Source organism: Ensifer sp. ZNC0028, from assembly GCF_000799055.1.
Classification (GTDB): Bacteria; Pseudomonadota; Alphaproteobacteria; order Rhizobiales; family Rhizobiaceae; genus Ensifer.
In genome coordinates, this window is the sequence record NZ_JTLA01000008.1 from 1 (window position 1) to 16,175 (window position 16,175).

Annotated in this window: 18 protein-coding genes; 4 read left to right on the forward strand and 14 right to left on the reverse strand. The window is 64.1% G+C overall.

Translation table 11 applies throughout. The features are described 5' to 3' along the window. Positions 1 to 887 (forward strand): adenylate/guanylate cyclase domain-containing protein (locus L981_RS02140; RefSeq protein WP_043611317.1); only part of this gene is annotated, 887 nt, incomplete at its 5' end. Positions 888 to 902: 15 nt separating this feature from the next. Here L981_RS02140 and L981_RS02145 read toward each other — a convergent pair. The 12 genes from L981_RS02145 to L981_RS02200 form a co-directional block, all read right to left on the reverse strand. After that, complete coding sequence (locus tag L981_RS02145; RefSeq protein ID WP_043611319.1) at positions 903 to 1,955, reverse strand: S9 family peptidase; 1,053 nt, start codon at positions 1,953 to 1,955, stop codon at positions 903 to 905. Beyond that, positions 1,942 to 2,550 carry a gamma carbonic anhydrase family protein gene (locus tag L981_RS02150; protein WP_082005855.1) on the reverse strand — a complete coding sequence of 203 codons (609 nt, stop codon included), beginning with the start codon at positions 2,548 to 2,550 and terminating at the stop codon, positions 1,942 to 1,944. Before L981_RS02150 ends, L981_RS02145 begins: the two co-directional genes overlap by 14 nt. A 24-nt stretch (positions 2,551 to 2,574) precedes the next feature. After that, positions 2,575 to 2,907 (reverse strand): cupin domain-containing protein, encoded by a 333-nt coding sequence (locus tag L981_RS02155; RefSeq protein ID WP_043611321.1) that lies wholly within the window; start codon positions 2,905 to 2,907, stop codon positions 2,575 to 2,577. Between the two features lie 13 nt (positions 2,908 to 2,920). Beyond that, positions 2,921 to 3,925 (reverse strand): zinc-binding alcohol dehydrogenase family protein, encoded by a 1,005-nt coding sequence (locus L981_RS02160; protein WP_052201538.1) that lies wholly within the window; start codon positions 3,923 to 3,925, stop codon positions 2,921 to 2,923. 27 nt (positions 3,926 to 3,952) lie between these two features. Continuing rightward, a complete protein-coding gene (locus L981_RS02165; RefSeq protein ID WP_043611322.1) occupies positions 3,953 to 4,831 on the reverse strand; it encodes a 3-keto-5-aminohexanoate cleavage protein in 879 nt (292 codons plus the stop codon). Between the two features lie 39 nt (positions 4,832 to 4,870). After that, the gene (locus L981_RS02170) at positions 4,871 to 5,812 is read right to left on the reverse strand and encodes a dioxygenase (RefSeq protein ID WP_082005856.1); all 942 of its coding nucleotides are present in this window, start codon (positions 5,810 to 5,812) and stop codon (positions 4,871 to 4,873) included. 19 nt (positions 5,813 to 5,831) lie between these two features. Then, positions 5,832 to 6,617 carry a glutathione S-transferase family protein gene (locus L981_RS02175; RefSeq protein WP_052201539.1) on the reverse strand — a complete coding sequence of 262 codons (786 nt, stop codon included), beginning with the start codon at positions 6,615 to 6,617 and terminating at the stop codon, positions 5,832 to 5,834. Positions 6,618 to 6,627: 10 nt separating this feature from the next. After that, entirely contained in the window at positions 6,628 to 7,671 is a 1,044-nt protein-coding gene (locus L981_RS02180) for a branched-chain amino acid ABC transporter permease (protein WP_043611325.1), read from the reverse strand. Beyond that, positions 7,671 to 8,549 (reverse strand): branched-chain amino acid ABC transporter permease, encoded by an 879-nt coding sequence (locus tag L981_RS02185; protein ID WP_043611327.1) that lies wholly within the window; start codon positions 8,547 to 8,549, stop codon positions 7,671 to 7,673. The genes L981_RS02180 and L981_RS02185 overlap by 1 nt, the downstream gene beginning before the upstream one ends. 11 nt (positions 8,550 to 8,560) lie before the next feature. Next, positions 8,561 to 9,289 carry an ABC transporter ATP-binding protein gene (locus L981_RS02190; RefSeq protein ID WP_043611329.1) on the reverse strand — a complete coding sequence of 243 codons (729 nt, stop codon included), beginning with the start codon at positions 9,287 to 9,289 and terminating at the stop codon, positions 8,561 to 8,563. Continuing rightward, entirely contained in the window at positions 9,289 to 10,035 is a 747-nt protein-coding gene (locus L981_RS02195; RefSeq protein WP_043611331.1) for an ABC transporter ATP-binding protein, read from the reverse strand. Before L981_RS02195 ends, L981_RS02190 begins: the two co-directional genes overlap by 1 nt. Positions 10,036 to 10,131: 96 nt before the next feature. Then, entirely contained in the window at positions 10,132 to 11,415 is a 1,284-nt protein-coding gene (locus L981_RS02200) for an amino acid ABC transporter substrate-binding protein (RefSeq protein ID WP_043611333.1), read from the reverse strand. 251 nt (positions 11,416 to 11,666) lie between these two features. On the opposite strand from L981_RS02200, the gene L981_RS02205 reads away from it, so the two are divergent. The 3 genes from L981_RS02205 to L981_RS02215 all read left to right on the forward strand — a co-directional run bounded on the left by L981_RS02205 (position 11,667) and on the right by L981_RS02215 (position 14,091). Continuing rightward, on the forward strand, positions 11,667 to 12,707 hold the full coding sequence (locus tag L981_RS02205) for a LacI family DNA-binding transcriptional regulator (RefSeq protein ID WP_043611334.1): 1,041 nt from the start codon (positions 11,667 to 11,669) through the stop codon (positions 12,705 to 12,707). Between the two features lie 225 nt (positions 12,708 to 12,932). Then, a complete protein-coding gene (locus L981_RS02210) occupies positions 12,933 to 13,697 on the forward strand; it encodes an SDR family NAD(P)-dependent oxidoreductase (protein ID WP_043611335.1) in 765 nt (254 codons plus the stop codon). A gap of 115 nt (positions 13,698 to 13,812) precedes the next feature. Next, positions 13,813 to 14,091: a GNAT family N-acetyltransferase gene (locus L981_RS02215; RefSeq protein ID WP_245281556.1), complete on the forward strand. Its 279-nt coding sequence runs from the start codon at positions 13,813 to 13,815 to the stop codon at positions 14,089 to 14,091. 39 nt (positions 14,092 to 14,130) lie between these two features. Here the strand turns inward: L981_RS02215 and L981_RS02220 are convergent, their stop codons facing one another. Then, the gene (locus tag L981_RS02220; RefSeq protein WP_256364270.1) at positions 14,131 to 16,050 is read right to left on the reverse strand and encodes a phosphoenolpyruvate carboxykinase (GTP); all 1,920 of its coding nucleotides are present in this window, start codon (positions 16,048 to 16,050) and stop codon (positions 14,131 to 14,133) included. A gap of 36 nt (positions 16,051 to 16,086) precedes the next feature. Further along, positions 16,087 to 16,175 (reverse strand): 4Fe-4S dicluster domain-containing protein (locus L981_RS33570; RefSeq protein ID WP_156133942.1); only part of this gene is annotated, 89 nt, incomplete at its 5' end.

The following is a 16,175-nucleotide window of genomic DNA, read 5'->3' on the forward strand; positions in this document are numbered from 1 at the left end:
TGTGGCGGGCCGAGAGCGGCGTGGTGATCGAGAGCCTGGGCTTTGCCGGCGCCGTCTCCGACCGGGCGGGTGAAGAGTGGCTGGCCGGGTTCGGACCAATGCTGCAACCATCGGCCAAACTGGGAACGGAACACGCGCCCCTCAGTTGGGCCGGGACCCGCCCGTTCGACCGGGAAGAGACGGCGCGGCTTCATGAGGTCGAACGCTTTGCCGTCGCGCCCCTGGCGGTTCTTGCCGAGCGAGCAGCGCTGACCGCTCTGCTCGACGCCTATCTCGGCCGCCGCAGTGCCGCCCGCGTCCGCGCCGGGGCGCTCACCCGCGGCACCGGCGAAACCATTCGGGCGGCCCTGCTCTATGCCGATTTGCGCAACTTCACGGCGCTGTCCGAGACATCGGAACCGGCCGTGGTGATCGCCGCCCTCGACGCCTGGTTCGATCGCCTCGCCGGCGCGATCCATGCCTTTGGTGGCGAGGTGCTGAAATTCATCGGCGACGGCGTCCTGGCGATCTTTCCGGTGAGCGGTTCGCCGGGCGAAGCCTGCGATGCGGCGCTGCGCGCGGTCACCGCCGCACGCGCCGGCATGGCGCATCTCGACGAGACACGGCAGGCCGAGGGGCTGCCGCCGCTCTCCTTCGGGGTGGCCCTGCACCTCGGCGACATTCTCTGGGGCAATATCGGCGCTGCCGACAGGCTCGACTTCACCGCGATCGGCCCGGCGGTCAATCTCGTCAGCCGGCTGGAGGGCCTGTGCCGGCCGCTCGGCCGCTCCGTGCTGATTTCGGGTGCCGTCGCTGGGGCCATGTCGATGCCGCTGCTGCCACTCGGCGAGCACGGTTTGCGCGGCATCGCAGCGCCGTGCGCCGTCTTCACCTTGCCGGACGCGTAACGCCGCCCTTGGCGGTCACGCGCCCAGTCGCTCCGCCACCCAGTCGGCGACAAGCGGGCGATAGAGCCAGGGGATGTTGTTGCAGACGTGGTTGCCATCCTCGAAGACGTGCAGTTCGGCGCCGCGCCCGCAGATATCCGCGCATTTTACCGCCTCGGAGGGTGGAAAAATCTTGTCGCGTCCGCCGTGAAGGATGAGGGCCGGGATGGTCGGCGGCGGGCAGCGCGCCAGGGTGAAGCGGTCGGCCCGTTCGCGAACGTCCGCGCCCCCGAGCGAGAAGCGCATGTTGTCGCGATAGACCTGCGGCAGCGCATCCCAGAAACCGCCGAGATCGAAGAAGCCGTTGATGGAGACGACACCGGCAAGCTTCTGCACGGACGCGGCGGCGCGTAGCGCGAGAAAGCCGCCGAAGGCCATGCCGACGAGCGCGACCTTGCCCGACAGGCGCGGATGCGCCGCCACCGACCGGAGCGCCGCCTCGACGGCCGGGCCGATATCCGGACGCAACGCACCCATCGAACGGCCCTCGCCCTGGCCGGGGCCGTCGAGCGACAGGGTCGCAACGCCGCGGGCATGAAAATGCCGCTCGAAGGCCGGAAATTCCTCCTTGGTCGAATCCGAGCCAGGGATGATCAGCGCCAGCGGGTGCCTGCCGTCTCCGCTCGGCACGCGAAGAACGGCCCGAAGTTCTCCGTCTTCGAAGGGGATGGCGACCATCTCGCCGGGAGGATCGAGCAGTGGCGCTGCGACACGGTAGAGTTCCACCTTTCGCGCGGCCGCCCTCGCCTTTGCCTCAAGGTCCTCGAAAGCCATGAACTGTCCGAAATGATAGAAGAGGCTGGCGCGGGCATAGGCCTCGCCGGCGGTCACGTTGCGGCCGGCAGCAAGAGCCGCAGCGCCGAGTTCCGCGTGACGCTCGCCTTCCTCGCTCCAGGTGGCAAGCCAGTTCTGCCAGACGCCGGCGCGCTCGATGACGGCGCGTGCCGTTGCCGACGGGATCCCGGCCACCTCCATGCGCGGGAGCCAGTGTTCGACGACACTGACCAGTCGGTTCTCATTCTGCGTCATGCATATCCTCCCGCATGATGTCATTGCCTTCGTCTGCGTCAGGCGTTGCTTGCCCGACGGATACCGGTTGAAGATCCCCAGGGTAGCTCTGCGCCTTCGCGCGATATCGCTGCGCCCCGGTCGACAAGCCCTCGGCCACTTTCGCGTCGAGCGTGCGGACGATCTGGGCGGGCACCCCGAGGACCAGCGAGCCATCCGGGACGACCATGTTCTCCCGCACCAAGGCGCCGGCGCCGATCAGGCATCTCTCTCCGATCTGCGCGCCATTTAGGATCGTTGCCCCCATGCCGACGAGACTGCCCTTGCCGATCCGGCATCCGTGGATGGTGGCGTTGTGCCCGACGGTGACATCCTCGCCGATTTCCACGGGGTAACCCGGATCGGTATGAACGACGCATCCGTCCTGCACGTTACAGCCGCGCCGAAGAATGATCGGCTCGTTGTCGCCGCGCAAGACGGCGTTGAACCAGATGCTGACATCCTCGTCGAGCCGCACGTCGCCGATCACCACGGCACCGGGCGCGACGTAAAATCGTCCGCTGGCGGGAACGCGTGGCGCACGCGCGCCCAGCCGGTAAAGACCCGTTGAAACCATCCAAGATTCTCCGTTCTGCGGCGCTCAGGTCGGCATGGCGAGCAGGATGGACGCCGGCGCATTGGTGCGGTTGACCAGCGCGCGCGCCTCGCCGGGCGCCAGCCGGCAACTGTCGAGAAAGCCAAGCGTGACGCTCTCGCTGCCAGTTTCGACCGTCACTTCGCCGGCAACGACGATGTAGATCTTCTCGACCGCGGCGTCCTTCAGCGACGTATGACCGCCGGGCAGGAGGTGCGACAGGCCGATCCAGATCGTATCGGTAACCGTCGCCTCCTTTCCCTGCAACCGCAGGCAATGCATGCCGTAGTGCTCCGGCGCCTCGTAGGATCTGGCCTCGCCGTAGCGCGTCACCTGCATCGTCTCCTCCTCCTCAGGGCACCAGCAGCACACGCTCGGGGGTGCCGCGCAGCACCGAGGCATAGGCCTTGGCGGCGTCGGCAAAGCCATAGACGGTCGCCGGATTGATCGGGAACGGCTTCAGCTTGCCCTCTTCGAACTTCGGCTTCAGCTTGTCGAAGATGCGCGCGCCCTCGACCGAGGACAGCGCCAGCGTGTCGATGCCGATATATTTGTGGCGGCCGCGGAAGAAGTTGAAGATATCGAAGGGCACGGCGCGGTCGAAGGTGGAAATGAACACCTGTCGCGCCTGCTTCGCCATCGCGTTGTTGGCGATCTCGAAATAGGGACTGCCGACCGTATTGAAGACGATGTCGGCCCCATGGCCGCCGGTCTTTTCGCGCACGATCGCGGCAACGTCATCCTTGGCGCTGTTCAGCATCTCGACCGGCGCGTTGGTGTGCGCCAGAAGCGGCTGTTCGTTGTACTCGACCGCAAAGACCTTGGCGCCCGCCATGGTCGCGAGCTGGATCACCGCCTGCCCGACCTTGCCGTTGCCGCCGCAGACGAGCACGACATCCGTCGGCTGCACGCCGCCGGCCTCGCGCAGGCCCTCAAAGGCGGTGATGAACGGCACGCCGATCGAGCCCGCTTCCTGCATGGTGAAATTCGCGGGCTTGGCCCGCACCGCCTTCTGGTCGAGCACCATCCACTTGGCGTGGCTGCCGTCCTGGGTGATGCCGAGTTCGCCGCCGCCCCCCCAGATCTCCATGCCGACCATCGACGACGGCCCTTCGCGCACGATGCCGCCGAAATCGCGCCCCGGCGTGCGCGGCCAGACGGCGTGCGGCATGTGCCCGAGGGACGCCTTCACGTCGCTGGGATTGACCCCTGCAGCGACGATCTCCACCAGCACCTGTCCAGGACCCGGCCGTGGCACCGCGACATCGACGACGTCGATCTTGAGATTGTCGAGATCGGGGGATTTTTCCGTCACCCTCAGCGCCCGGGCGATCTTGGCGTCCACCTGAATGTTCATTCTATGCCTCCTTGCAGATATCGATGCTTATGCACGCAGTCCGAGGATTTCACGGGCCTGGGAAGGCTCGGCGATCCGGCCGCCGAGCTTCTCGATCAGGTCCCTCGCCCGTTCGACCAGTTCGCCATTGCCTTTGGCGAGCACGCCCTTGGCGATGTAGGAATTGTCCTCCAGCCCCACCCGGACGTGACCGCCGAGCAGATAGGCCTGAACCGCCATCGGGAACGACATTCGCCCGACGCCGAAGCCGGTCCAGACGGCGTCGCCGGGCAGCATGCGGGCCGCGGTCGCCATCACGTCGGTGGTCGAAGGGAAGCCGTATTTGACGCCGGTGACGATCGTGAACATCGCCGGCGACTTCAAAACGCCGGCCTTCAAGAGATCCTGCGCGAGCTGGATGTGCCCGGTGTCGAACACTTCGAGCTCCGGCTTGGAACCTGCCTCGTTGATGATGTCGGCCATGATCTTGACGTTCGCCGGCGTGTTGATGACCACCTCCGATCCGAATGTCATGGTGTTGAGGTCGAGGGTGGCGATATCCGGTTTCAGCGCGACGATGTGCTCGACCCGCTTTTCCGGCCGCATCAGCGTCGTGCGCGGTCCGGCGACCGCCGGGTTCTCGTCGCTCGGGTGGTAGCGGCCACCGGGGCCGGTCGTGACGTTGAGGATCAGCGCCGTGTTCTTGGCCCGGATGCGCTCCACGACCTCGCGGTAATATTTAAGCTCCATGGAAGGCTTCGCCGTGACCGGATCACGCACATGGATATGAGCGATCGCCGCACCGGCATCGGCCGCTTCCAGGCAGGAATTGGCGATTTCCTCCGGCGTGACGGGGAGGCCGGGGTGGTTCTCCCGCGTCGTGAGGTTGCCGGTGACGGCGCAAGTGATGATGACGTTCTGCTGCATCACATGCCTCCCACGCCAGGGCGCGGCCCGTTCGATCTCTCAGCCATGATGCGCCACCTTCTTGCCGGAGATGGGCGGCAGCGGCAGGACCGATTGGCCCTCCACCAGCTTGAAATGGTAGTTGCAGCTGTAGAAGGGCGCCTCGGCGCCCGGAAATTCCGGGTCCGGGCTGTCGTGGCGGAAGAACTTGCCGACGATCTGCTGCTTCGCACCGAAGACCACGTCGTTGACCAGGGCTTCGTGACTGTCGGAAAAGATCTGGGTGACGAGCGTCTTGTAGCCCGGCGCCGAAACGATGAAGTGGATATGGGCCGGGCGCATCGGCGTCCGCTTCTGCGCCCGCAGCAAGTCGCCGACCGGTCCGTCGGTCGGAACCGGGTAGCCTGCCGGCTTTACCGACACGAAGTGAAAGTTGCCGTCGCCATCCGTGGTGAACCGGCCGCGCAGGTTGAAGTCGTCCTGCGTTTCGTCCTGGTTCTCATAGAGCCCGACCGGGGACGCCTGCCAGACGTCGAGCGTCGCCCCTTCAACGGGCCTGCCCGCGGGATCGGTCACCCGCCCCGTGAAGTAGAGCTGCGATCCCGGCGTGTCCGAACGGGCGATGCAGTCGCCGTTCACGCATTTCGGCGCGCCGCCGCGATAGAACGGCCCCAGAAGTGCCGACAGCGTCTCGCCCTGCATGCCGTCATTGTTGATCAGGTCGATCAGTGTCGAGGCGCCGAGCACGTCGGCGGCAAGCACGGTTTCGTTGTGTGCTTCATTGGTCGCCTGGCCGACGGCCGTGATCCAGCGCAGGGCGTACTCGAACTCCGCCTCGGTCGGTCGTGCCTCCAGCAAGAAGGCATGCAAGTGCCTGACCATGACGTCCATGATCTGCTTGAGCCGCGGATCGTCGCCGCGCGACATGGCGGCAAGCACCGTCGGCGTGACGTCGGTCTCCTTGGAGATCAGTTTGGCCTCGGGGCTGATATGGCTGTTCATCCCAGTTCTCCTTTCCGCGTCACAGGCCTGAGCCAGCGACCCGAAGCTCCGGCTTGGCCGTCTTCAGGTGCGGATATTTTTCGGTCAGCAAGGACCCGTAATAGTAAGTTTCAGTGAAGGCGCCGGTTGCGCGGATGGCATCGAGCCAGCCCTGGATCGCCGGCGTTTCCGCCCACATCGAGGACAGCCCGATATCGTCCATCCGCACGATCACCGGCATGATCGCGATGTCCGCCAGCGTCATCTGCTCGCCCATGAGCCAGGGCCCTCCATTGTCGGAAAGCCAGGTCGCCATGCGCTGAACGCCGCGCTCGAGGCGACCGAGCGCCTCGTTCATCTCCTGCTCGGGAAAGCCGGAGCGCCCCATTTTCATCAGGAACTCGCGGCGAAGCGGTTTTGCATCGCAGACCGCCTGGAACTCCTCGGCCGTCATCGCCTGATAGTGCGGCAGGAAGGCGAGGTTATAGGACGGCACCCGGATCGCCGGCGTCGGCACTTCGTCGATGAAGCGCATCATCGCCCGCATCTTCGCCGCGCCGAAGGCGTCCTCAGGCCGAAGCGCACCTGGAAGAATGTCCTCCAGGTACTCCATGATGACGGCGGAATCGGTCACCGCGCGGCCCCGGTGCACGAGCGAGGGCACGACCCCGTTCGGGTTGATCGCCAGATACTCCGGCTTGAGCTGGTCGCCGGTGAAGAGATCAAGCTTGTGCTCCTCAAAGGCGAGGCCCTTGGCGTTGAGAACGTATCGAACCCGTTGGCTGCATGTCGATTGAGGGGCGTTGTAGAGGATGAAGTCCAGCATCGTCTCCCCCTCAATCCCAGTTGAGGACGCGGGGCAGCTTGCCCTTGCGGGCGAGCGTTCCGATCACGCCGTTCGGGAAGAACATCAGCCCGAGAACCATGACGAAACCGGTCGCCAGGATATTGATCTCGGATGCGCCGAGGGTCGCGACGAAGATCTCGTTGAAGGCGACGATCAGGATTGCGCCGACGACCGGCCCGGCAATCGTGCCCTTGCCGCCGAGAATGCACATCAGCACCAGGTTCGCCGAAACGAGGATGATCAGGAAGATGTTCGGCCGGAGATAGGTGAGATACTCACCCCAGACCGCACCGGCCATGCCGACGAAGAAGGCCGAGAGCGCAAAGGCGAGCACCTTGTAGAAGCGGGTGTTGATCCCCGCACTTTCCGCCTTGACCTCGTCCTTGGAGAGCGCGCGCAGACCAAGCCCGAACTTGGAATGCTTGATGCGGTAGGTGGCCCATACGGTGAAGGCGGCCATCAGCACGAAGGCGTAGTAGTAGGGCAGCTTGGCGGTCTCGACCGGCAGGTCGGTGACCGGCAACGACATGCCGTTGGCGCCGCCGATGAACTCCCAGTGGTCGAACAGGATGCGGGCGATCATCAGGAGCGCGATCGACGAGATGATGAAGCTCGGGCCACGAACCTTCAGCGTGATGAGGCCGATGAGATAGCCGCAGGCCGCGGCCGCCAACCCGGCGAGCGGCGCCGTCAAAAGCGTCGAGATGCCGTATCGCGCCAGGAGCACACCGGAGAAGTAGCCACCGATCGCGAAGAACACTGCGTGGCCGAGCGAGATATATCCAGCGAAGCCGCCGATGATGTTCCAGCCGCTGGCCATGACCGCATAGGAGGCGGTGAACAGCACGAGGTGCAGCAGGTAATTGTAGTTGCCGGTCAGTTGCAGGAGCGGCAGGGCGAGCAGGACACCGAGAACGGCCAGGGGAAACCACGTGGCACGGGTCTGGTCATGCTGGCGCGCGAGCTTCTGGTTGTGAATGCGACGGGCCTCGAGCACCGATCCCGCGTCGGCTTGTTGTAGGTTTACGGCCATTATACCAGCTCCGGTTTTTCGCCGAACAGGCCCTGGGGACGGATCAGCAGGATGACGAAGAGTGCGAGAAAGAAGGTCATGGTCGACCAGGTGGCACCCACCCAGGTGCCGACGAAGGCGGCGATGACCGACAGCAGAAGAGCGGCGACGACGGTGCCGAGCACGCTGCCCATGCCGCCGAGCACGACGACCGACATCAGCATTGCGATCCATTCCCACTGCTTGGCGGGGAAGAAGCTGAAGACGAAGCTCACCAGCGAACCGGCGGCACCCGCAAGGCCGATGCCGATCGCAAAGGCGATCATGCTGATGAGGTTGACGTTGACGCCGAGCAGTTCGGCGGCCTCGCGGTTCTGCGTGGTGGCGCGGATGGCGTAGCCGAGCCGCGAGTAGTTGAGGAACAGCGTCAGCGCGCCGATGATCGCCAGCGAGACGCAGCCGGCATAGAGCTGGCCTTTGGGAATGAACAGGCTGCCGATGAAGAAGGCATCCGTCGCATAATCCGGCGAGGTCACGCGCTGGGTGTTGGTGAAGGCGGCACCGAGGAAGCCCTCGACGATCATCGCCAGCGCGAAGGTCAAAAGCACCGTCATTTCCGAGTAGCGCGCGCTTTTGGCCTGGCTTTCGAACATCAGGCGATAGAGCAGCACGCCGATCGCCGCCATGATCAGCGCTGCGATCGGCAGCGTGGCGATCGGGTCGAGGCCCCAGAGCTTGAAGGCCCAGTAGCTGACATAGGCGCCGCAGATGATCAGCGACGGATGCGCCAGGTTGACGATGCGCATGACGCCGAAGACCAGCGAAAGTCCGGAGCCCATCAGCGCGATTACGCCGCCGAGCGCGAGGCCGAGTATCAGTATCTGAAGAATGTCTGTCATTGTGTCCTCCGCTACGCGACCTTGCGGCCGCCGAGGTAAAGTTCCTGGATGCGCGGGTCCGCCAGAACCGCCTCGGCCGGCCCCTCGAAGAGGGTGCGGCCGAGGTCGAGCACAACGCCCCAGTCGGAATTCTTGAGGCCCATCATGGCGTTCTGCTCGACGAGCAGCACGGTGACGCCCTCCTGAGACATCATCTTCATGATGTCGAACATCTCCTGGACGATCTTCGGCGCGAGCCCGAGAGAGGGCTCGTCGAGCATGACGATGTCGGGCTTGACGATCAGCGTGCGCGCCATCGCTAGCGTCTGCTGCTGGCCACCCGACATGGTGCCGGCGTGCTGGTCGGCGCGCTCGCGCAGCACCGGAAAGCGCTCGAGGATTTCCTCGATGCGACGGTCGCGAAGCTTCGCATCGTCGAGCACGTATCCGCCCATGCGCAGGTTTTCGCGCACCGTCATCTTCGGAAACAGCGCCCGTTCCTGCGGTACGAAACAGATGCCCTTGCGCAGGATCTGGTCGGGGCGCAGGCCGTTCAGCCGCTCGCCCTTGAAAATGACGTCGCCCTTGCGGATCGTCAGCATGCCGCAGATCGCCTTCAGCAGCGTCGATTTGCCGGCGCCGTTCGGGCCGATGATGCAGTGAACCTTGCCGGGCTCGACCGTCAGCCGCGCGCCGTCGAGAATGGCCGGGCCGTCGCCGTAGCCGGCGGTGATATTGGTGACTTGCAGGAGATCGCTCATCAGGCCGCTTCCTCTTCCAGTACGCCGCCCAGATAGGCTTCGAGCACATGCGGATCGCGACGCACCACATCGGGCGTGCCGTCGCAGATCACCCGCCCGTGCGCCATGACGACGACGCGGTGCGAAAGCCGCATGATCAGGTCCATGTTGTGTTCGACAATCAGCACCGTCAGCCCCTTGGCGTTGAGCGCCCGGATGTGGCCGACGATCTCTTCGAGCAGCGTCGGGTTGACGCCGCCGGCCGGCTCGTCGAGCAGGATGATCTTCGGATCGGCCATCAGCAGCGCGGCCAGATCCATGAGCTTCTTCTGGCCGTAGGACAGGTTGTGCCCATCCTCGTAGGCGATGCGGGTGATCCCGAGAAAATCGAGGATCGACATCGCCTTGTCCCGCTCTTCCGCTGTGACCGCCGGCCGGAACAGGTCGGCAAAGCCGTGGCAACGCGCCTGCACGATTACGTTTTCCAGCACCGTCATGTCGCCGAGGTTGCGCGAGATCTGGAAGGTCCGGCTGAGGCCCTTGGCCGTGATCTTGTGCGGGCGCAGATTGTCGATCCGCTCCCCGTCCAGCCAGACTTCGCCCGAGGTCGGGACGACGGTGCGGCTGATGCAATTGAAGGCCGTGGTCTTGCCGGCGCCGTTCGGGCCGATGAGTGCGGTGATCGAGCCTTTCTCGACCTTGAAGCTTGCGCCGTCCACGGCGCGAATTCCGCCGTAGTGCTTGCACAGGTTCTTAACCTCGAGCATCCGCGCGATCTCCTTGTACTAGAAATTGGGTAGTCGATGCCTGTGGATCGGGAGGGCGCCTCGCGGACGAAACACCCTCCCCTGCCTTGCAAAGGGTCAGAAACCAGACTTGGGATAGCGGAAGGGCACGATGCCCTCGAACTGGCCGGTCGGGTAGACGAAGGTCAGCTTGCCGTCCTGCCACTGGGTCATGATGTGCGACTTGTCGACGGGCAGGCCGAGATCGTCCCAGCTGAAATCGCCGAGCACGGTCTGGACAGGCTGTTCCTTGGTGCGGGCGTGCAGCCACTCGCCCATCTTGGCATTGTCCGTGCTGCCGGCGCCGACCATCGCCTGCTCGATGCCCTGGCAGACGGCGAAGGGGATGGCGCTGTCCTCATCCGGCTCGACGCCATATTCGGCTTCGAACGCCTTGACGAAATCGGCGTTGTCGAAGGGCTTTCCGGCAAGCGTGCTCTTGAACGGAACATCCTTGTGCCAGGTGGTGTGGATGACGACGCCATCGGCCGCGTCGTTGCCGACACCCTCGATGAACTCCGTCTGCGCGCCCTGGCTGAGATAGACGAGCTTTACCGATGCGCCGACGGTCTTGAGTGCGCGCATAAGCTGGACCGCCTCTTCGGCCGAGGCCGTCAGGCCGACGATCATTTCAGCGCCGGAGCGCTTGATCGAATTGGCAAGGTTCAGCCAGTCGTTGAAGCCTTCTTCGGGCCACTTCTCCTCCATCACCACCTCGATGCCGGCTTCCTTGAAGTAACCGGGCGCGAGGTCGGCGATTTCCTTGTCGTTCGCCGGATCGATCACCTTCTGGCCGAGAAGGCCCGTGGCAATCGCATTGGCGAAGAAGTCGTCGGCATGGACGACGGCGACGGTCTTCGGCGCATCCGCCGGATCCTTGATCTCCTTCAGGAGACCGATCACGTCCTTGCCGGTGTACTCGGCGGCGTTGACCTGGAAATAGAAGAGGTTCTTGTAGCCCTGGGCATAGATCCGCAGCGCCCCGCCCGAGGGAACCGGGTGAACCATGTTGTACTTGGACAGAACGTTGCCGACCGGAAAGGTCAGGCGGCTCGAGAAGGTGCCGTAGACGGCATCGACCTTGTCGACATTGATGAAGCGTTCGTACTGGTTGATCGCCGTCGCGGGATCGGAGCGATTGTCACTGACGATCAGCTCCACCTGCTTGCCGAGAATACCGCCCGCTTCATTGATGAGCTTGTTGCAGAGCTCGTAGCCCCGCTTATGTTTCTCGCCGCTGACCGAAAGGCCACCGGTGATCGGCAGCGATGCGCCGATCCTTATTGTTTCCGCAGCGCTCGCAACGGTGCTTGCCGAAAGCACACTGATGGTTGCTGCCGCGATCAGCCGATTGATTCCCATTTTGTCTCCTCCCAGACATTTGCGCGCAATCGTTTGCATTAAAGCGAAAAACAAATCGCCCGGCCACACCGGACGTCACTTGCGCACTGTTCGATCGACAGCAGGCCAGCTCCTCAACTGCCCTGCCGCAAACTGAATATGCAAACGATTGCACATCGGCGATTATGCGCAGCGTTTGCGCTTTGTCAAGCATCTATGCGAACGATTGCAAAACCTCTTGCAAGATTTTAAATGGAGGCGAGAGGTGACACATGCAGAAGAAACGAACCACGCTGAAGGACATTGCGCGCGCGACCGGCGTCCATGTGTCGACCGTATCGCGCGCCCTTGACCCGACCGAGCGGAAGAGCATCACGCCAGAGGTCGTGGCGAAGATCCAGGCGGCAGCCGAACGCCTGGACTATCGTCCCAACCGCATCGCCTTCGGGCTTCGCACCAACCGCACGATGACGGTCGGCGTCGTCATTCCGGATATCACCAATCCGATTTTCCCGCCGATCCTCCGAGGGATCGAAAGCGTTCTCGAACCGCTCGGCTATGCGTCGATCATCGTCAATACCGACAGCGAGCGCGAGCGCGAGGTTCGCCTTCTCGAAGTGTTGCGCGATCGCGGTGTCGACGGCCTCATCCATGCGGCGGTGCTCAGAAGCGACCCCTCGATCGCCAAGGCCGCCCAGGACGGCCTGTCGGTGGTAACGCTGAACCGGCGCGTCGAGAATTCGAACATCCCCTATGTCATCAATGACGAGGACATGGGCATCTGCGAAATGCTGCGTCACTTGACCAAGCTCGGCCATCGGCGGATCGCGCATCTCGCCGGACCGCAGGATCTGTCGACCGGGCAATTGCGCCTGGCCGCCTTTCGCAATGCCGCCGAGAGAATGTCGATCGACATAGACCCGCAGCTCATCGTCACCGCCATGCGCTTTGACGAGGACGAAGGCGCCCGCTGCACGCGCGAGCTGCTGGCATCCGGACACAATTTCACCGCCGTGCTCTGTGCAAACGACCGCCTTGCGCTTGGCTGCATCGACGTCTTGCGGGAAAACGGCCTCGACTGTCCGTCGGACATTTCCGTCAGCGGCTTCAACGACATGCCGTTCCTGCAACTGGCGCGTCCGAGGCTCACGACCGTCCGCATTCAACAATATGATGCGGGCATCACCGCCGCATCGATCCTGCTGCGGCTGATGCACGCCGGCGCGGACGACGACATCCCGCTCGAGACCGTGCTGCCGGTGGAACTGCTGGAGCGCGAAAGCACCGGCCCGGTGGCAGCGCCGAAGCGCTGACAGTCCCCTAGCCGAAAATTCATCAGGGTTCGGCGGCTTCGGTCGCCTCTCGAACCGCCTTCCCCTGCGAACCTCCCTGTGCGGGCGTTCGTCAGCCGCATTCATGCAATCGTTTGCCTATTGTTTCATGCAATCGATTGCCTTAAGGTCGCATCGATCAATCGTCAAATTGCCGGGCGGACGCTTCCGCCGGTCGAAAGACATCACGTCAAGAGGGAGGAACTTATGGCGTATCCGCGGTCCTTGGTTGGAAAGACAGTTCTCGTCATCGGCGGAAACGGCGCGATCGGCGCGGCGACAGGGCGGCTGTTTGCAGACGCCGGAGCGACCGTGCTCGTCACCCACATGCCGGGCGAACAGGGGGCCACAAGCGCGGACGCGGTAATTTCTTCGCTTGCGAACGCAGAACGTCATGCCCGATATGCTGTCGACATCACGAATTCCAGCGCCCTTGGCGACCTTGCCCGCACCATCGAACAGAAATTCGGCAAGCTCGATGTGCTGGTCAATGCCGCAGGCTTCACCAAGCCCATCGCCCACCGGGATCTCGACGCGCTGACGGATGAGCTGATCGACGACATTTTCAAGGTGAACTGGCGCAGCCAGTTCGCAGCGATCCGCGCCTTCGCTCCGCTTCTGAAGAAGTCCGGCGACGGGCTCGTCGTCTCCATCTCGTCGATCGCCGCCTTCACCGGCGTCGGCTCGAACATCGCCTACTGCGCCGCCAAGGCCGGCATCGACGTGATGACCAAGGCGCTCGCCCGCGTTCTCGCCCCGGAGATCCGGGTGCTTGCGATTTCTCCTGGTGTCGTCGACACGCAATTCGTTCCCGGGCGCGGCTCGGACTTCAACGAGAAGGTCGCGGCCTCGACCCCGCTCGGCCGCATCGGCGAAGTCGACGACATCGCCGCCGCCATCCTGGCGAGCGCAACGCTGCTCGGTTTCTCAACCGGCCACATCATCCAGGTAGATGGCGGCCGGGCGCTCTGAGACCGTAGAACTGCGCATTCGCGCGACAGAGTGGTCGCGCGGATGGATCGTTCCTCCTATAGTCCAGGGCACAGCCACGGCAGCAGATAACGGTTGTGGGAAGGTAGGCATCGAATTGGTCGAACAAGTCGTCGACAACACTCAGGCGTCTCGGTTTGAACTGCCGATCGGCGACGAGATCGCCGTTGCCTACTATCGGCTGGAGGATGGCCGGGTCGTTCTCACGCACACGGAAGTGCCGCACGCCCTGTCGGGGCAAGGGATCGGCACCCGGCTTGCAACCGGCGTCTTCGACATTCTTCGCGCACAAAACGCCCGCGTCATTGCCAAGTGTCCCTTCATGGCCGCCTTTGCCGCCAAACACCCCGAATATGTGGCGCTGCTCGACGGCTGAGCACCCGGCAGCGCCGACTAACGGGCAGAGCCAAAGCACTCAGGCTCGATCCGACGCCCCATCCAGTCCATCGAGCAAGGCGCGCCTAGTCGCGGAAAGCTCTGGCGGCAATCGTTGGCCGAAGGACTGCAGCAAGGCGTCGTGGCTTTGCAGCTCCTTGGCGACTTCGGCCGGATCGATCTTCATCAGCGCGTCGAAGGTTTGGCGGTCGCAGTCGAGGCCATCCCAGTCGAGGTCGTCGTAGCCCGGCACAAGGCCGATCGACGACGCGTCTCCGCCGCCGGTGTTCTCCGTCCTCTCAACGATCCATTTGAGCACGCGCATGTTTTGCCGGAAGCCCGGCCAGAGAAATGCGCCGTCCGCGTCGCGCCGGAACCAGTTGACGCGGAAGATCGCCGGCGTGTTCACAAGCCGGTCGCCGAGAGACAGCCAATGGGCAAAGTAGTCGGCCATGTTGTAGCCGCAGAAGGGCAGCATCGCGAAGGGATCGCGCCGGGTGGCGGCCTGGTTTTCGGCCGCCGCCGTCGCTTCGGACCCGAGCGTTGCCGCCCAGTAGACGCCCTCGCGCCAGTCCCTTGCCTCAAAAACGAGCGGAAAGGTGTGGGAGAGCCGCCCGCCAAAGACGAAGGCCGAGATCGGCACCCCGGCGGGGTCCGCGGCCGATGGATCCACGCTCGGGCAGCGGTCGCGCGAAACGGTGAAGCGGGCATTCGGATGCGCAGCCGGGCGACCGGCCTCAGGCGTCCAGTCGAGCCCGCGCCAATCCACCAGCGCCGGCGGCGCCTCCTCCGTCAACCCCTCCCACCAGACGTCGCCATCGGGCGTGAGCGCGCAATTGGTGAAGATGGTATCGCGCGCAATCGCCGCCATCATGTTGGGATTGGTCTTCTCGTTGGTGCCCGGAGCAACCCCGAAGAAGCCTGTTTCCGGATTGATGGCCCGCAGCTTGCCGTCCGCATCCGGCCGGATCCAGGCGATGTCGTCGCCGACCGTCTTGACCTTCCATCCCGCAAAACCCTCGGGCGGCAGAAGCATGGCGAAATTGGTCTTGCCGCAGGCAGATGGAAAGGCAGCGGCGACATAGGTGGTTCTGCCTGCGGGATCCTCCACGCCCATGATCAGCATGTGCTCGGCAAGCCACCCTTCCTTTCGCCCCTTCAGCGAGGCGGTCCGCAGCGCCAGGCACTTCTTGCCAAGAAGCGCATTGCCGCCGTAGCCGGAACCGAAGGATGCGATCGAGCCATCGTCCTGGAAGCTGACAATGTATTTGTGCTCCGCGTTGCAGGGCCACGGCACATCGCGATCGCCAGGTGCAAGCGGCGCCCCGACCGAGTGCAGGCAGCGCACGAATTCGCCCGCGCCAAGCGCGCGAAGGACAGGCAGACCGATATGCGCCATCAGCTTCATGCTGACGGCCACATAGGCGGAATCGGTGATCTGGACCCCGATCATCGCCAGCTTCGAGCCGGACTCCCCCATGGAGAACGGGATCACATACATGGTCCGCCCGCGCATCGATCCTTTGAACAGCTGCGAAAGATCGGCGCGCATGCTGGCCGGATCGGCCCAATTGTTGGTCGGGCCCGCGTCGTCCCGGTCGGCCGTGCACACGAAAGTGCGATGTTCGAGCCGGGCGACATCGCCAGGATCGGAGCGGCAGAGGAACGAGTTCGGGCGCTTCGTTTCGTTCAGCGGGATAAAGGTGCCGGCGGCGACAAGGGTCTTGCAGAGACGTCGATACTCCGCATCGCTGCCGTCGCAGACATGGACCTGATCCGGTTCGCACAGGGATCGAACCTCGTCGATCCACTGGTTGAGTGCGGGGTTGGTTACGTCAGTCGGCTCTTGCATGGATACGTCTCTCACTTGGCGGCAATGAAGGCTGCGCTCGCGGCCAGCCCGCTGTCTGAGGGCGGAAGCGCCCTTACATGTTCGGATAGACCGGACCTTCGCCGCCATTCCTTGCGGCGATCCGTGCGGCCCGCCTCCCGAACATCACATGTTCGGATAGACCGGGCCTTCGCCGCCTTGGGGCGGCACCCAGTTGATGTTCTGGTTCGGGTCCTTGATGTCGCAGGTCTTGC

Excerpts from the sequence above, each read along its gene's own strand:
- L981_RS02170 (WP_082005856.1), bottom strand. The coding sequence starts at position 5,812 with ATGAACAGCCATATCAGCCCCGAGGCCAAACTGATCTCCAAGGAGACC.
- L981_RS02185 (WP_043611327.1), bottom strand. The coding sequence starts at position 8,549 with ATGACAGACATTCTTCAGATACTGATACTCGGCCTCGCGCTCGGCGGC.
- L981_RS02150 (WP_082005855.1), bottom strand. The coding sequence starts at position 2,550 with ATGGTTTCAACGGGTCTTTACCGGCTGGGCGCGCGTGCGCCACGCGTT.
- L981_RS02210 (WP_043611335.1), top strand. The coding sequence starts at position 12,933 with ATGGCGTATCCGCGGTCCTTGGTTGGAAAGACAGTTCTCGTCATCGGC.
- L981_RS02220 (WP_256364270.1), bottom strand. The coding sequence starts at position 16,050 with ATGGCGGCGAAGGTCCGGTCTATCCGAACATGTAAGGGCGCTTCCGCC.
- L981_RS02190 (WP_043611329.1), bottom strand. The coding sequence starts at position 9,289 with ATGAGCGATCTCCTGCAAGTCACCAATATCACCGCCGGCTACGGCGAC.
- L981_RS02195 (WP_043611331.1), bottom strand. The coding sequence starts at position 10,035 with ATGCTCGAGGTTAAGAACCTGTGCAAGCACTACGGCGGAATTCGCGCC.
- L981_RS02180 (WP_043611325.1), bottom strand. The coding sequence starts at position 7,671 with ATGGCCGTAAACCTACAACAAGCCGACGCGGGATCGGTGCTCGAGGCC.
- L981_RS02165 (WP_043611322.1), bottom strand. The coding sequence starts at position 4,831 with ATGCAGCAGAACGTCATCATCACTTGCGCCGTCACCGGCAACCTCACG.
- L981_RS02205 (WP_043611334.1), top strand. The coding sequence starts at position 11,667 with ATGCAGAAGAAACGAACCACGCTGAAGGACATTGCGCGCGCGACCGGC.
- L981_RS02160 (WP_052201538.1), bottom strand. The coding sequence starts at position 3,925 with ATGAACATTCAGGTGGACGCCAAGATCGCCCGGGCGCTGAGGGTGACG.
- L981_RS02145 (WP_043611319.1), bottom strand. The coding sequence starts at position 1,955 with ATGACGCAGAATGAGAACCGACTGGTCAGTGTCGTCGAACACTGGCTC.
- L981_RS02200 (WP_043611333.1), bottom strand. The coding sequence starts at position 11,415 with ATGGGAATCAATCGGCTGATCGCGGCAGCAACCATCAGTGTGCTTTCG.
- L981_RS02155 (WP_043611321.1), bottom strand. The coding sequence starts at position 2,907 with ATGCAGGTGACGCGCTACGGCGAGGCCAGATCCTACGAGGCGCCGGAG.
- L981_RS02175 (WP_052201539.1), bottom strand. The coding sequence starts at position 6,617 with ATGCTGGACTTCATCCTCTACAACGCCCCTCAATCGACATGCAGCCAA.